14 protein-coding genes are annotated in these 14,915 nt (G+C 53.4%); 2 read left to right on the forward strand and 12 right to left on the reverse strand.

What is annotated here, in order from left to right; genetic code table 11:
• The first annotated feature begins 162 nt into the window (after window positions 1-162).
• On the forward strand, window positions 163-525 hold the full coding sequence (locus A8O26_RS01415; RefSeq protein WP_064116445.1) for a DUF6124 family protein: 363 nt from the start codon (window positions 163-165) through the stop codon (window positions 523-525).
• 57 nt (window positions 526-582) lie between these two features.
• Here the strand turns inward: A8O26_RS01415 and A8O26_RS01420 are convergent, their stop codons facing one another.
• From A8O26_RS01420 to A8O26_RS01465, 10 genes are all read right to left on the reverse strand, one after another.
• The gene (locus tag A8O26_RS01420) at window positions 583-1,014 is read right to left on the reverse strand and encodes a hypothetical protein (protein WP_064116446.1); all 432 of its coding nucleotides are present in this window, start codon (window positions 1,012-1,014) and stop codon (window positions 583-585) included.
• A 67-nt stretch (window positions 1,015-1,081) separates the two neighbouring features.
• The gene (locus A8O26_RS01425) at window positions 1,082-2,155 is read right to left on the reverse strand and encodes a tetratricopeptide repeat protein (protein WP_064116447.1); all 1,074 of its coding nucleotides are present in this window, start codon (window positions 2,153-2,155) and stop codon (window positions 1,082-1,084) included.
• Window positions 2,156-2,157: 2 nt separating this feature from the next.
• A complete protein-coding gene (locus A8O26_RS01430; RefSeq protein ID WP_064116448.1) occupies window positions 2,158-3,006 on the reverse strand; it encodes a tetratricopeptide repeat protein in 849 nt (282 codons plus the stop codon).
• A gap of 18 nt (window positions 3,007-3,024) precedes the next feature.
• Complete coding sequence (locus A8O26_RS01435) at window positions 3,025-3,396, reverse strand: hypothetical protein (protein WP_064116449.1); 372 nt, start codon at window positions 3,394-3,396, stop codon at window positions 3,025-3,027.
• A 4-nt stretch (window positions 3,397-3,400) separates the two neighbouring features.
• Window positions 3,401-3,856, reverse strand: a complete 456-nt coding sequence (locus A8O26_RS01440; RefSeq protein WP_064116651.1) for a hypothetical protein — start codon at window positions 3,854-3,856, stop codon at window positions 3,401-3,403.
• Window positions 3,857-3,944: 88 nt separating this feature from the next.
• A complete protein-coding gene (locus A8O26_RS01445) occupies window positions 3,945-4,649 on the reverse strand; it encodes a hypothetical protein (RefSeq protein ID WP_253756606.1) in 705 nt (234 codons plus the stop codon).
• A gap of 20 nt (window positions 4,650-4,669) precedes the next feature.
• Window positions 4,670-7,120 carry an alpha/beta fold hydrolase gene (locus A8O26_RS01450; protein ID WP_064116451.1) on the reverse strand — a complete coding sequence of 817 codons (2,451 nt, stop codon included), beginning with the start codon at window positions 7,118-7,120 and terminating at the stop codon, window positions 4,670-4,672.
• 9 nt (window positions 7,121-7,129) lie between these two features.
• Window positions 7,130-8,524 carry a TIGR01777 family oxidoreductase gene (locus tag A8O26_RS01455; protein WP_081265139.1) on the reverse strand — a complete coding sequence of 465 codons (1,395 nt, stop codon included), beginning with the start codon at window positions 8,522-8,524 and terminating at the stop codon, window positions 7,130-7,132.
• A gap of 204 nt (window positions 8,525-8,728) precedes the next feature.
• The gene (locus A8O26_RS01460) at window positions 8,729-10,096 is read right to left on the reverse strand and encodes a lysozyme inhibitor LprI family protein (protein ID WP_081265146.1); all 1,368 of its coding nucleotides are present in this window, start codon (window positions 10,094-10,096) and stop codon (window positions 8,729-8,731) included.
• A 46-nt stretch (window positions 10,097-10,142) separates the two neighbouring features.
• The gene (locus A8O26_RS01465) at window positions 10,143-10,997 is read right to left on the reverse strand and encodes a hypothetical protein (protein WP_253756609.1); all 855 of its coding nucleotides are present in this window, start codon (window positions 10,995-10,997) and stop codon (window positions 10,143-10,145) included.
• A gap of 100 nt (window positions 10,998-11,097) precedes the next feature.
• On the opposite strand from A8O26_RS01465, the gene A8O26_RS30110 reads away from it, so the two are divergent.
• Window positions 11,098-11,556, forward strand: coding sequence for a DUF6124 family protein (locus A8O26_RS30110; RefSeq protein ID WP_253756613.1), 459 nt, complete (start codon window positions 11,098-11,100; stop codon window positions 11,554-11,556).
• A gap of 118 nt (window positions 11,557-11,674) precedes the next feature.
• Here A8O26_RS30110 and A8O26_RS29235 read toward each other — a convergent pair whose 3' ends face one another.
• Together A8O26_RS29235 and A8O26_RS01475 are read right to left on the reverse strand one after the other, a co-directional pair.
• Complete coding sequence (locus tag A8O26_RS29235; protein WP_081265140.1) at window positions 11,675-12,211, reverse strand: hypothetical protein; 537 nt, start codon at window positions 12,209-12,211, stop codon at window positions 11,675-11,677.
• Window positions 12,208-14,892 carry a glycoside hydrolase family 19 protein gene (locus tag A8O26_RS01475; RefSeq protein ID WP_064116453.1) on the reverse strand — a complete coding sequence of 895 codons (2,685 nt, stop codon included), beginning with the start codon at window positions 14,890-14,892 and terminating at the stop codon, window positions 12,208-12,210. The genes A8O26_RS29235 and A8O26_RS01475 overlap by 4 nt, the downstream gene beginning before the upstream one ends.
• Window positions 14,893-14,915: the final 23 nt, after the last annotated feature.

The following is a 14,915-nucleotide window of genomic DNA, read 5'->3' on the forward strand; positions in this document are numbered from 1 at the left end:
GCCCCGCGAATCTATGGGAAATTTCCTGCAAAGTGCGGGGCTGTGCCTGAACTAGGCGAGTTGCTGCGGTGGGGATAGGCTCTGTGTGTCGCCGCAAAATCGGTGGCCGGATGTGCAAGTCCGAACTCGGGGAAATCAATTAACTGCTCAGGATTTACACCGATGACCGATGAAACATTCAGCACTGAAGCAACCTCACCCTACGAATCCCTCAATTCTAAGAAAGTCCACGAAGCCGCCGAACGCGCCCTCGACCACCATTTCAAACCAGCCGTCGAACCACACCCCAAACGCGAGAACGGCCTCTTCAAACTCTCTTCCGGCACCGACGCCGAAGCCCTCATGGCCAACGCCTCCGAAGACCTCCTGTCCATCAGCGTCATCGCCTGCGACCTCGCCGAGGACCTCCACGGCTCCCGCCGCTCGGTGACCCTTACCCTGAGCAGAATGGCGGATGGCGTGCGATTGATGGTGGAAGGGACGCTCGACCAGATTGAAGTGCGAAGCGTGGCGGCCAAGCCGTAGCGAGATTTGCGGATGAAAAAAGGGGACGTTATGTCCCCTTTTTGAATATTCCCTGCTTCACCACTGGCAACCTGTTTCAGGTTTCGAATCCACGTTGTAATCGTTTTCAAACGAATACTTCTTTGCGGATTTGTAATTCGTATACGTCATCGCATCAACCCGGCCACCCTGAGTGACCATCTGATACTCACCTGTTAGTGCGCCATCAACTACTTCAACCCAAGTTGTCGTGTACTGGTAGGGCCGGCCATAGACCAATTCCTCTTGTTCAGTATTGCGATGAACCAGAGTGATGGCCTTCTTCGACTTGCTGTACTTGACGCCAGCACCGCTCCACTTGGCGACAGAGTCGTAATAGGTTCTGAATTCAAAATTTATGGGTTTGCCTTCGTAGGAGCGGAAGCAAAAAACCTCGGTCGTGACCTCGCTATGAGCCGCCAGAGGAACGAAAACGAGCAACGCGGAAAACAATGCAGACGAAAATTTCAAACCGAATATTCCTTTAGCGGTTCATGGGTAATAAAAAACATGCTTTCAGCAACTCAACGAGCGCTGGTCACGCCTCTGGCGCCACAGCGCTGCGCTCAACCACCCTCGCCGGGATCTTCGAAGCCTTTCCCGCTTCCGACATACGCGATGCGTATTGCCTGTACGCCGGCACCGCTCGCTCTTTATCGTTCATAGCCCAATAGCTATCTGCGAGATTCAGGTAAGCCACCGTCCGCTCTGGGTTGTGTGCAATTACCGCATTCAACAGTTCAATGGACTCTACGTAGTAACCCGCTTCGCCGAGTAGAAAACCTAGGTCGTTGGACCAGCCAGGATGCTGTCGGAAGTAGTACTTTCCGGTGATATAACTCTCAGGAGAACACGCGCCATGTGAATCATCGCCCATCAGTGCCTCACCCATCACTCTTTTGAAAGAGCTGCTGTCACCCTTCCGATACGCCGCCAGCGCCGTATCCAGCAGGTCCGCCGAATAGACAGTCATGAGTTTTTTATAACCGCCCTGAGGTCCGCTAATGTTCGCAGCCCGCAGCTTTTGAAGAGCCTCGAACCCATCGAAGGACGCCAGAGTGATAGAGCCCAATGTCCGCACCGGCAACTCCGCCACGCTGATGAGCGAGCGATCGCAATACTCGTTGTTAACCAACTGCAATATTTGCTTTAGCTCAAACTGCCTTGAACTTCTATTGAAGGCGAACAACAGGTTGAAGTTGTAAACTGCGTTATCTTCTTCGCTGGTTACCAGCGCGATGTAATCCCCTGCCTCAACGAACGGCTGCTTGACCACAGCTTCCTCAGCCTGCGGATCAATGACAGTCATGACGCCAGGGCGACCTTTGATTACATGGACGCTGAATACACCCTGAAGCGCAGACGAGTACTGACTCTTGATCAGAGGCAGCGCCTTCGACGTATCGAGCAAGATGTCCTCGTCACGCGCTTGTTCCGACGCAATCAACAATCGGTTAGAAACTTCGTCCGCATCGCCCGCCAGCACAAACACCTTTTGCCGTGATGCATCACCCAGCAAGCTAGCCGGAATTTCCTTCAGGACTTGTGGGGCAGCGAGTGCGTATGAAGTGGTTAGCAGCCCAAGGCTCAACACGATAAAGCGGAAGAACATATTCACTCTTTCAGTCCCTGAATTTCGGATCGCTCAACGACGCGTTGCGGAATCTTCTGCGCTTTACCGGCGGCACTCATCGCGTCGCGGTACTCGCGGTAATAACGCTGCGCTTCCTCTTGGCGATCAAGTCGCCATAGCGAATCAGCCATGTTCAGCATCAGCACTGTGCGTTTGCCGACAGCTTCAACGCCTCGATAAAACTTCAGCGCCAACTCATCGTTGCCGCCCTCGGCCAAGTAGAAACCGAGGTCGTTGTAAGCCTGAACACTTTGCGCCGGGGGATGACACGCCATGTAGGATTCCGGGCTTAAAAAGCTCAGGCTCCATTCGATGGACTCTGCGCGGGACTGTGCCGGCTCGATACTCGAAGCATATTTCAGCAGGTCCTTGGGTGGCTTAGTCTCCAAGACAGGATTGAGCACCCCGCCCTCTTCGGAAACCCATTGCTTGCCTACCCATTTACCCTCACAAAACCGCTCGTAACTCTCAGCAAGCACGCAACCGGTTTCCATCGAAATCAAATCGCAATGCCCTTGTGATGTCGCTATTTCCTCACCGTTCTCACCTATGACTACGCCGTACTCCACCGCAGTCGCCAGTAGAAATTTTTTGTCAGGGCTGAGCCATTCAGGATAAGCCTGGGCACCAATGCCGGCATGAAACAACGGGAACGTTTTTCCATTCGCGGTGAACCAGGCAGTGGTAGATTCCACGACGGGTGATGTCCATTTTTTTGCCTGGAACGTCACTGTGTTTCCGGCGCCTCCCACTATTGGCGGGTCAACGGCAAAGACATTGGTAGCGCTGAACAAGCTGCCGATCATCAACACCCACTTAAGGCTGGCCATAGCAAATCCTTTTCGCCGTTAGCCGGCCTTTTGTTTTGTCAGGCACTTTGCATATCCGTCCGCAAACTTGGCGTCGAATGACAACGCCACCGGTTCATCCAGCTCGGCCGAGGTGTTGAGCAATTTGTGAGTAGCCGGGGTGTATTTGATCCAGCCAATCGTGCCGCTGCCGTCGGTGTCGAAAAACAGCTGAGCGCGCACTACTTCACCGTCGTCCTCGTCGATCAGCAGGTTGACCTTGTCCTTGACGACATAACGAAACGGAAAATCGCTGCTCCTGACAAGCTCAGTAAGGTAGCCGTAGCAACTCCCTTCACTGGCAGTCGCGGGCAGTGAATGAGGTAAAAGCGAAAGCGCAATCAGCACAGGCCGAATGAAAAACCAGTTCATCCACTCACTCCTCATCCATCGGCGACGATTCCACGTCGGTCATGCTCAGCAGCCGGAATTCGTTGCTCACAAACTCGTAGTAACGATCCCGGTTACCACTTTCCAACGCATTCCCCTGCGCATCTTCTTCGCCGTCGAGCGTGATGCCGGAGACGATGATCAAGCGGCTGTCGGGCTGATAGGCCATGCCGAAGGTGCTGCCGTCGTAAGCATTCGGCAGACCGCCAACGACTTCCCCAGTCTGAGCATCCAGCACTTCGCCGCAAATGGCGCTACCGCCACAGCCGAGCCTGTGAAGGATGTAATGGCCGGCGAAGTTGACCTTGCCTTTCAGGGCTTGCACCCGTGCCTGATCCATCATTGGGCTGCTGTTTTCTTGCGGCACCAGCTTATGGTTGGAGCCGGTGAAAACTGGCGTGACGGTGTAATCCTTGAAGGTTGGATCGGCAGCGAATGCCATGGACGCGGCAACCAATAACAGGCTGCCGAGAAGAACCGAAAATCCTTTCACGCTGTAGCTCCGTCGACGTAATGCATTTTGGGGATGTTCATTCGAAGGCAATGCCGCGCACCGCTTTCCTGATTTGCTCGAACCCTTCGTTGCTGATCGCCAGCGGGGCGGATGAACCCGATTCCGCCGAGCCGATCAGCACGTATTTGCCCCTCAGCAGGCAAAAAGCGACGCGGGTTATGTGCCGTCGGGACTTGTCGTGGAAACCGAAGATGAACCCCGAAGACTTCTCTCCACCCCATTGCTCAAAGGTGTAGGTGTTCGCACGACCGGCCAGCGAGTTGGGTACCCAGCCCTGATCGGTACGGGTCGCCGGACACCTGCGGTCGTTGTCGTCACGCAGTATTTGCACCGCAAACGCATCGTCTTCCGGGGGTTTCCAGTCGGTGAGAAGCGAAAAGTACTCCGAGTTTTCACACATCAAACCAAACCACGGCTGGCTCAGGTCACCGTGTTTCTCGAAGTGCCAATCGGCACCACTTGACGTCTGCGCTTGCCACAAGCTGGGGGCGCTGGACGGTTTGGGCAGTTGTTTGGCTGCGACAAATACCGAATAGAAATCGTCGAACTTCAGCCATTGGTTCTGCAGCAGTGGCATGGAGAACCGACACGAACCCATGTCTACAACTGTCTCGGTCGGGCCTTGCGCAACCGGCGACTGGCCGGGCTCGTTACCGACCAATACAGGACCTGCGCCAGTCACATAACCCATCTGTAAAAGCACGACCAGACCAATGATCAATTCGCGGAGGCATCGTAGTTTCACGTCACATCCTTCGAATTGATCAATTGCAATTCACCATCCCGATACAACACCTCACACCCCACCCAAGCCGGATCCACCTGCGGCATCACCGCCGACGGCTTTCGCAACTCACGCAGCAACGTCGAGCCATGCGACAAGCGCCCACCCATCCGCGCAATCACTGCCCGCGCCGTTTGGTAATGCGCGTGCCGCCCCGGATCGAGTGTGTCTTCGAGCAAGATGTCGGCGCCGAGGATGCCCTGCACCTGCCCCGGATAAATCATGAACCCGGTGGCCTGCTCCGCACCTTCGCGACCGTCCTGCCAGAAGCTGCCGTCGCGGGTGCGCACGTCGGGATGCGGCGCGAACCAATGCTCGCGGTCCGCCAGTGGCATGGCGTGATGAAGCCGGAAGAAGATGCGCATGAGGTTGTCGCGATACCACTCGCGCACTTGCAGGTAGTAGCCGCGCAGGCCCGGCAGGCCGCTCGAATGCGCGAGGCGGATCAGCCCTGACCATTGCGGGAATGGCTGTAGCGGCAGTTCGCTCGATGCGGGTCGAGGTGTAGCCGGATCGGTTTCCCACGGCAATCGATGCGGACTGTTTTCAAGGTTGTCGTAAGCGGTCGGCGGGCGACCCAGCCAATCACCGCCACTGCTGGCCAGCGCCGTGGCAATGCACAGATTGCCTTGCACCACGAACACGTAAAACCGGGTGAACCAGTCCGCGAGTTGTTGGCCACCGGCAGCTTGGGCGACAAGTTCGGCCAGTTCTCGATCAAAGCGTTGCAAGCCGTTTTCAAGATTCAGCAAATGGCGGCGAGCCTTGCGTTGCATACGCAAAAACAGCGGCAACGAACGCAGCATCTTCAGCGGTTGCCATGGCAAATGCGGCGTCGCGCCACCGACTTCACCAGCGTAGTTACTCGCACTGATGCCCCAGTCGGCCAACCGGGCGAGGAACAGGTCATTGTTGATGTAGGACGCGCCGCCGAACACCGCGGTGAACGGCTCGTTGTCCTGCAACACCCGCGCATCCCACCGCGCCATGATCGCCGGAATACTCGCAGCTGCTCGGCGCTGGGCGTATTCCACCAGCACGCTCGGTTGCGGCGGCAGGATCTCGGCGATGTTCGCGGCGGTCAGGTGTCTGCGCCAGCCGTAATCGCTGATCGGCCGGTATTGCAGCAGCCACAATTGCGAGCCATCCCAGGCCCATTCGACGTCGCCGGGCACGTAGTGGAACACACGCAGTACGTCTTGCAGAAAGTGCCAGAGCAGGTCTTCGGTCAAGCCATGGGCCGGCGTGAACGTGCCGCTGCGCCACGCATCGCCGAGCCGCGAAAGCGTTGATCGCGAGGGGCTGACGTGACCGTCGGCCAGCGATTCGAGATGGCCTTCAACCCACTCCAGTTCTACCGAGAGATGGCGCACAAACGCGATCCCGGAAACTACCGGCGTGATGAAGCGTTGCACCACCACTTCCTCGACGCCTTCGGCCGTCAGTTCGGCGATGCGTTTCGGCACGTTGGCGGTCGGTTCGCGCAGATAGGTGGTGCTCAAACCGGCATTCGCCGAATCGGCCTGATCCTCGCCATAACTGGAGGAGCGCACCGCCCAGGTCACATCAGGTTGGGCGGCGAGAAATACCGGCAGGCGCGGATCGCTGCAATCGTTGAGCGTCAGCGCTGCCGGCACCGGTTGCCGGGCCAGTTCAGCCAGGCGCAAACGCCCGCCCTTGGTGTGCGCGACAAACCCGCGCTCGCCCGACTCCAGCCACTGCGCGAACTGCGCGGGCGAGTCGATCCACGGGTAATGACCCCAACCGGGTTTCAGGCTGATGGTCAGATCTGCGCGGGCGAGAATCGCCGACCATGCCGCCGCTTGCTCGATGCCGAGCACCGCATCCTGATCGCCCCAAACCAGCTCGACCGGATCGGTGATCCACTCCAGCAGTGGCAACGCGGTATCGGCGCGAATCAGATCCCAGTGCGGCACAAACGCACGGCAGCGCGCATAGCCGGCGCCCATGCGCTGGTACTGCGCAGGCGTCCAGGTCTGGTGGGAGAACTTGCGCGCGAACAGCGTGGGTTTGTTCGACAGCAGCCAATGAATGGTCTTGCGAATCGGCAGCGGAGACATCAGCGCCGGCAACCGCCGCTGCCACAAAAATGCACCGACCGGCGCCAACAAAACGCTGCGCGAAAAGTGCCCGGGCCGACGTTGCAACGCATGCAATACAAGCAAGGCATTGACCCCGACCGCCATGATCGCGCTGCCCTGCTGGGTCATCGCCAGCAAGGTCTGCGCGTAGTCCGCTAGATCCACACAGGGTGGCTGCGGATTGGCGCCGAAGCCCGGCAACTCCAGCGGCACCACGTCGTAGCGCTGGAAGTGCGGCAGTGCGTCGTCCCACCAATCGGCAGCGCTACCGTTGCCGGCCAGCAGGTACATCAACGGCTTGCTCATGAGCGATCCTCAGGTCAGATCGCGCAGAGCGGCGTCGAGGGTTGGATAGCGGAATGTGTAGCCAGCCTCGGTCAAACGCTGCGACACCACGCGCTGACCGTCGAAGAACAACTGCGCCATCTCGCCTGCCAATGCGCGCACTGGCGCGGCGGGAATATGGAACCACACCGGACGCTTGAGGACCTTGCCGGCCTGCTCGGCGAACGCGGCCTGACTGACCGTTTCGGGCGCGACCATGTTGTAGGTGCCGCGCAGACTGTCGTCGTTGAAAGCCCGCGCGATCACCTGAAGCACATCGTCGCGATGCACCCAGCTCATGATCTGCCGACCATCGCCCATGCGCCCGCCGAAACCCAAGCGAAACGGCAGCAGCAACGGTGTCAACGCACCGCCGGGGCCGAAGACCACGCCAAGACGCAGTACCACCTGACGCACGCCAAACTCGGTGGCCGGTTGCGCGGCGGCTTCCCAACGCGCGCAGAGTTCAGCCATGAAACCGTCGCCCTTGCTGGCGTGTTCATCGAGGTTTTCGCTGGCATCGCGCACGCCGTAGAAGCCGATGGCCGAGGCTTGAATCCATAGCGTTGGTTTTTGCTTGGTATTCTTCAGCCAGGTTATCAACGCTTCGGTGGTGCCGACTCGACTGGCGAGCAGTTGCGCCTGACGCTTGGGAGTCCAGCGTGGGCCGGCGACAGGGGCGCCGGCGAAATTGATCACTACGTCAAAGGCTTCGTCGTGGCTGAGCTCGCTGAACGAATGCACACAGCGAGCGCGGCCGTTGAACAGGTTGGCCGCGTCCAACGGATCGCGCGTTAGGACGCTGACCGAATGGCCGGCGTCTAGCAGTTGATTGACCAAGGCTTCACCGATAAACCCGGTGCCGCCAGTGATCAGCACACGCTTGAAAGCGCCGCCGGCAAACGGGTTGGATTGGCTCGGTGCCTTTACTGAAGAAGCCTTCCGGCGGTCATGCCGATACAACCAGAACAGCGGCGGCAACAACACCAGCAACGCAAAACCGTCAAGCCACAGGTGCGACCAGACCTGTTGTTGCGCTGAGAGCCACATGTCCTGCGGCGCCCATAACAGGATGCCGGCGCTCAACCAGCCCCAGACTGCCGGGGTTTTCAAGCGATTGCCCAAGTGCACCAGCGCGAGCATGTACAACGAATAACTTTGCAGCGTCGCGCCGAACAGCGCGAGCCACCAGACCTGTTGTTCGTGGCCGGCGGCGGGTACTGCGTCGGCGCCCCAGAATGCGAGTTCGAGGGTGTGCAGATAGCCGTCGAGTAATCCGGAATGGCCCGCCCAGGTCAGGGTGAGGCCGGCGAGAATGTGCACGACTGCGGCGGCGTATAGCCAGAGCACTAACGCTGGGCGAAGGGAGTTCGAGGGGGCTGGCATTCCGTGTCCTGAGCGCATTCCTTGGGGGTGGGGAGTTTAAAGGAAAATGGTGGTCGTCAGATGCTCAAGTATTAAACGTTTAAGCGCTGCGGATTCTGGCTCAGCGCATATGAAAACGCGTTAGCCATGATGGCGGAACGCGTTTGATCACATCGCGGTGAAAAGGCGTCGGGCGCTGTAAACGCCCTTCTTCACTTAACCGCACTAAAAGCAGCTGCTGGCCACTATCGGTTCGGCCACTTCGGACTGAAGTCGCTTAATCGCATTGATGCCCGAGTCGTTACCTTTGTCGGCAGCAAGCTGATAACAGGCCAAGGCGCGAGGAGTATCTTTCTTTCCTAGATCGCCGCTTTTCCAATAATCGCCTAACGAAACGAATGCATGCGTTGATCCCATGGTGGTAGCACGAATCAACTCTTTTTCAACGTCCAGCGGGCGCTGGCAGGGTCCTGAACCGGCCAATTCATTGCCAAAACAATAGAAGCCAGCCAACGACTCAGCACCGCTCGGTGAATCAACGGCTGCTGCTTTGAAAAGAGCCTCAACTTTGCCGTATTCCAATTGCGGGGCCATACCCGACAGACTCAGCCCGGCCGCAGCCGAACTAGATATAGGATCACCTGAAGCGGCCGCGCAAAGGTAATTTTCCAAAGTCGCCTCAAAAAGTTCTCCTGTCAGTCGGTATTGCTCAAGGCCGCCCAAGCCAGCAAATCCTTGTCCGCGCTGCCAACAGAAATTCTCCGCACGACTCATTTTCCGCGTACTGGCTACAGAAAGCTCTTTATCAGGAATCGACCAGTCCTCAACCCCATCAAGCGTCCAGCAGGACTTCCGCGAAAAGTTGAAAATCTTGATATTGCTGTTGCCAGCGCGTTTATCCACAACGTTAACGTGGCGGTCATCCACCTTCTCGATCTCTATTCCTTCCACTTTCCCATCGGGCACAGCCACCATTAAGGGAAACGCCATATCGCGTCCCACCTCCGCAGTAACGTAAGTCACAATCCGCCCAATATCCGACGTCCCCTTTAATACCAGCAGCTTCACGGCCTGCGCAGTTAGTCGCTTCTGCGATTCGGCATTAGCGGAGAATGCTGGAAGAAACTGTGCAAAGTCTTGCGTAGGGCACGAGCCACGTCCAATTGTCGGGCCACTTCCGGTATCGGACGCGATATTGTCCAAAAACACTGAACGGTCACGACTCATACTGGCGATGCAATTGTTCACCGCTGCCACATGCGCCGAAGAGCCCGGTTCCGTCTCCAACGCATCGACCTGGCAATCGGTATCGCGCAGTTTGATCCAGGCGCGCTGAGCCTCCTGAACCGTTGCCTTTTGGCTCGCCGCAAGAACTGGATCGGTCTGATATCCACCTTCGAGCCGAACCATCAGTTCTTGATAACTGGTATTCAACTGCTTATCTGCAGCAACCTTGGCACTCACAGAACATCTTTCCCTCTGAGAGTTCGTAGTGATATCGACACATGCATCGTCAGCAAATGCATGTCCCCCCAACAGAGATAAACCACCAATCAGCACGGCGGGCAGCACCGGAATAAGATATTTACTCAAGGCAAATTCCAACAATATCTTGCGAAAGTGTATTTTTAAGTCGTGCTTATTCTTCAAGGGAGATAGCCATTTTCAGAGTAGATCCATTCAGATAAACGACTGCTTCGCGCCCATTAATATCGACAGGGGTAGGATTTTGGATCATTCCTTCATCACTAGCCTTCGCAATTTTTGTTAACGTCTTATCCGCAACATTGGCACGCCAAATAGTTTCATCACCATTCTTGAAATAAAACGTCGGCCGTGACTTGCTCCAAATCGGAGCATATATATTCCAACCGGCCTCGGGCCGACCAGCCTGCGCTATCGTTTCATACCCTGAGGTGTGCGAGTAGTACGCTTGCAATTTTCCATACTCACCACCCCAACCGAATGTCAAACCACTAACAGCATTTTCATCAGTATTTGGCCACTGCTGGAACAGCAAACTGCTTTCCAATGGCGGAGATTTTGAACCGAGCTTATAAACCATCCCCCGCAGCTGATTCTTAGAGAGTTGCTGTCGATAGTAAAACGCCCCATCAAAGATTCCCGCAAACCTTTTCCCTTCGTCGTTTGAACCCAAACTCAGAGCACCATCAAAACCGATATCTTTCGCAATCGTGTGCAATACCGGCCTGTCGTTGCGATCAACGTACTCATATAGATTACCCCGGTACGCAATCATCGCCGCATCAAAATGCCCTTCAAACACGATGACATGCAACATGCCTGAAATTGTTTCAGCGGAGATCAAAAATCGTTCGACAGCCCCTTTTTCATTGGGAAGCCATGCTAAATCAATGACCTTCCATGAGCGCTCAAACTGTGTGTACGGCTTATCACCCAACATTAACTTAATATCTTTCTGAGTCGGCCTAGGCGCAATAGAAACCGGTGTGAGAAAGCTTATCTGCTGCACATAAGCTTCCTCTAAACACTCGACTGACTCACAAGAATTACGCTCTGACTCAAGCCAATCACTTTCGATTATTTGTAAAGCTCGCCGATTTTTTATCGGTTTGAAGACCTCACTGAGCTTTTCGTCCATTGCGGACAAAGAAGGAGAACTACAAATTTTCCTCTCTACTTCCGTCGAAGCTTTGCCACAGTCGAAACTCGCAGAAAATGCGACCGAACTGAATAGCAAAAAGGTTAACGATAAAAAGCAAGGGAGCAAATATATATTTTTCATTGAATCAGCCATCGAAGAAATTTTCCCACCATCGAAACGGATACGTTTACGCTCCGCCTCAAAATCAAAGAATTTTGGCGCAACAAATAAATCCGTCCCCTCTCACAGTCAAGACATGCTGTCCATCAGCGCCATCGCCGCAAAACTAGCGGACGACATCGAAGGCTCGAACCGCTCCGTAGCGGTGGCCCTTGTCCGAATTGCCGATGGTGCACAAATTATGGTGGAACGCGCTTTGGACCATTTGGAAGAATTGATAGCGGTGAGGCAGACAGTGAATACGTAAGAGGTACCTGTGGGACGGACTAAAAAATAAATCCGTCCCTTTTCCTTGCGTCCCTTTTCCTTAATAAATAGATCCGTCCCTTTTATTCGTTTCTCTCACTTTATCCCGTCACGAAATCTCACTTAAAATCTTCAGCACTTTTCGGGAGCGACTCAACACCCTTTAACGCCTTTCGATTTATGAATGAGTAGCTTCCTCTCTCACAAGACTTTCTAGAAATAAGCTCTCCATCTTTTAGAACAGTTAAAAAACTTCTATATGCCTGCGAAACAAGATATGTATACCTTCCATTATAAAATTTTATTATATTCAAACTCACGCTACCTTCAGAGGCATTAACTATATAAAAACGGCCTTTGGGAGGAACTTTACTTTGTGGATATAGAAGCTCTATTTTTCCAGGTACACCATACCTATACTGCACATAACCGGAGTTCGGATTAACATTACCTGATGCACATACGGAAACAATTTTCCCAGCCGGAAGCGGGCAGCTGAAATAGATATCTTCCTGAGCACTACAAAGAGTAACATCCTCCGCGTCCTGCTCTTCTTCTGCAAATGCTGCAGATACAAAACAACCAAACACATAAACCACAAGAAAAACTCTTAAAAACTTTCTTATCTGCACATCAACATGCAAGAATTTGTTCATTTGAAATATTCTCCTTCCCATATTTTTTTAAAATTCTCCTTTCTTGCTACGCGACTATTTGTATTATAGTTTACAATATCTGTAATTGAATCCACCGCCGCTTCCGTTGGCCCTGCATCTGCCCTTATGTGCAAGTTATGGTCTACCCAAAAATAGCCTGCCGAACGAACCGCATACTTCATTTGAACTAACAAATCTGGGGTCTCTATAAAATCGTGATCCTCATTTGGCCACCTGCTTAAATTACTTCGATACCATGTTGTAAAGTCTCTATAGTTTACTCTTCCCGTTAACTGCTTCAGTCCCCGCCCGCGAAATTTCCAACCATCACCAGTTGCATAATCTCCATTCCCTAACTGCGCTCGGCCGCCATATGCTCGATTAGCGACTTCTACATAATCCGCTTGCGTCACCGAAGTCCCATCGGCCTTTATCGGTTTAACAGTCTGATAACCGAGGGCATGTGCCGCACTAGGGTTATTCGAAAAGTACGAGAACGTAGCTATTAGAGAAGTAGCCTTCCACAAGAAGCTTTCTTCCACACTTAGTGTGGGTCCTGTCTCTTGCATTACCTGTGCAAAAAAATGACTCCTGCGCAGTGGTGTATCAAGCTTAAAGAAATCAATATTAGCGTTGAGTTCGTCAGCTATCGCCTGAAGGTCTACATATTTCGACGGGCCAAGTCCGGGGTAGATCTTTTTCATCATATCCAAAGTAAACTCAAACTTTGGCTTCACCTTGATATATTCAATAAACTCTATCGGATGAAAATGCCAAACAAGTCCATCAGCAGGAACCTCTGCCTTACCAGACAGTTCACTCCAGAACACCAATTTATCGATACGTGTCTTCTCATGGGCGAGCGTCTTTGGTGAGCCTTCCAAAATCTGCGGCAATCTACCCCACTTCGCTTCGCTGGACGTGTCCTTCCACTCAGTTGGATGATAGGCAATAAGCTTTGACCAATGAGACCTAAGCTCAGCATTTTGCAATGCCTTAGGAAAATCCTCTGGTGTAACTTTCCCGTCTGCGTTTCCAAGCCTATCTAGGTCACTGTATAGGCCTTTAAAAAATTCTGGCATATCATCTGGATCAAGGAAGCCATCTGCGACAGCACTCGACTCCTTTACAATCCGAAAGCCAAGCTTTTCCCAATCGTGCTGAGAGATTATCTCCGCTTCGCCTTTTGCGATTAGGCCTGTTTTACTTTGGCCATCCTCTTCAACCTTTGGCTCATACCATTCATCTGGATTTTTGAATATTGGAACTTTACTCAGTTCAATGGCATGGTCCGAAACCAACTCCACAACTCCCGTCTGGGGAGGCTTGTTTAACAAAGTTTTATTTGCGGACAATCGCAAAAATTTCTTCCCAGTGGCCAACCCAGCTGGATTTTGTAAAAACTCTTCCAATTTTTGATCTGTTGTAAAGACCTCGATATGAACCTGGTGCTTGCGAGTTGCCTCACCGCTCTCATCAAGAAGATTTTCCATCAGGCCTAAGTAACCAATAGGATTTCCTGCCTTGATACCGATACTGGTAATGACGACTTTCTCAAAAGCCTCATCAACGGGAGTCACTGTATCCCACCGCATCGCTGGCGATGGAAGCTCATTTTCGACGCAAGCCCAAAACGTTGGCGGCACCGCTCCGCCCCCTCCGGGGCCGCCGCTAATTAGCGTGCATTCGGCCATGCGCCTAGTCTCTCCAGCGATATTCAGGTTGACAACTTTTTCGCTGTCGAAAGTAACAACACTTGTAGCTACCAATGCTATAGAGCCAACTGGTGGCCCCGCATTTTGCCCGTTGGCTTGTATTGCCGGAGCGCTGTATATCGGTAAAGGTTGTGGCCCTACTGTCGCCTTTACTTTGCCGTGCCAATAATTCGGTTTTTCTCGCTGCGGAGGTAAAACTTCGAACCAACTTGGTCCTGCAATGGCGCCACCAGTTGTTGTTCGAGGATATACCTCACCATTTTTTTTGTAGGCAAACCAAGCCTCCTGACCCACAGAGCGGCCTGCCACACTTCCCTTAAGAATTTTGCCCTTGGCATAAACCTCAACTGTTCCCTTTTTTTCGAGAATCTCAAACTCTGTGCCTGCAGCGATTGCTCCATAAGTATGGCAACCAGGTTCACCCTTAGCGTCGCTACGCGCAGTAAAACCACCGGCGATCATTTTGATTCTTTGATTAGGCGCTTCTTCTGGTGACAATGGATACCGATCAAACGGTAATAAATGCATGTACAAGCTGTAAAATGTCAGCTTGTTCTGTTTACCTTTATTCGCGCCTTCTTCGGTATTTGGTGGTGAATGATATTCGTGACGCACCAAACAGAAAGAATTAGTATACTTCAGAGACTTAGAGCCCTCGCCCTCACCGAAGGTTGATGTCAAGTAATCCTTGCTCAAGCGATAAGCGACAACTTCACCATCAGCAATACAACGCACAGGTTCCTGTAGTACACATTGAGGCGCACTTAGGTCACTAATATGGATTCCACCATGCCAGAATCTGTTATTTCCCAGTAAATAGTGCCCTGACGTCTCAGTTCCGATAGCCTGATAAATCTCTTCGGCATCTTTAAACTGCTTCCCATCGGACTTTCTTATGGGAAACTCAAACTTAATCGTCGGAACGATTATTTCCGGAGTTGTGCTTTGGGTCGAGGAGTCAGTCATTCTTTGCTTCCTGCAAGCTTACA

Origin of the sequence: Pseudomonas fluorescens (assembly GCF_001648775.1) — a bacterium.
Taxonomy (GTDB): domain Bacteria; phylum Pseudomonadota; class Gammaproteobacteria; order Pseudomonadales; family Pseudomonadaceae; genus Aquipseudomonas; species Aquipseudomonas fluorescens_M.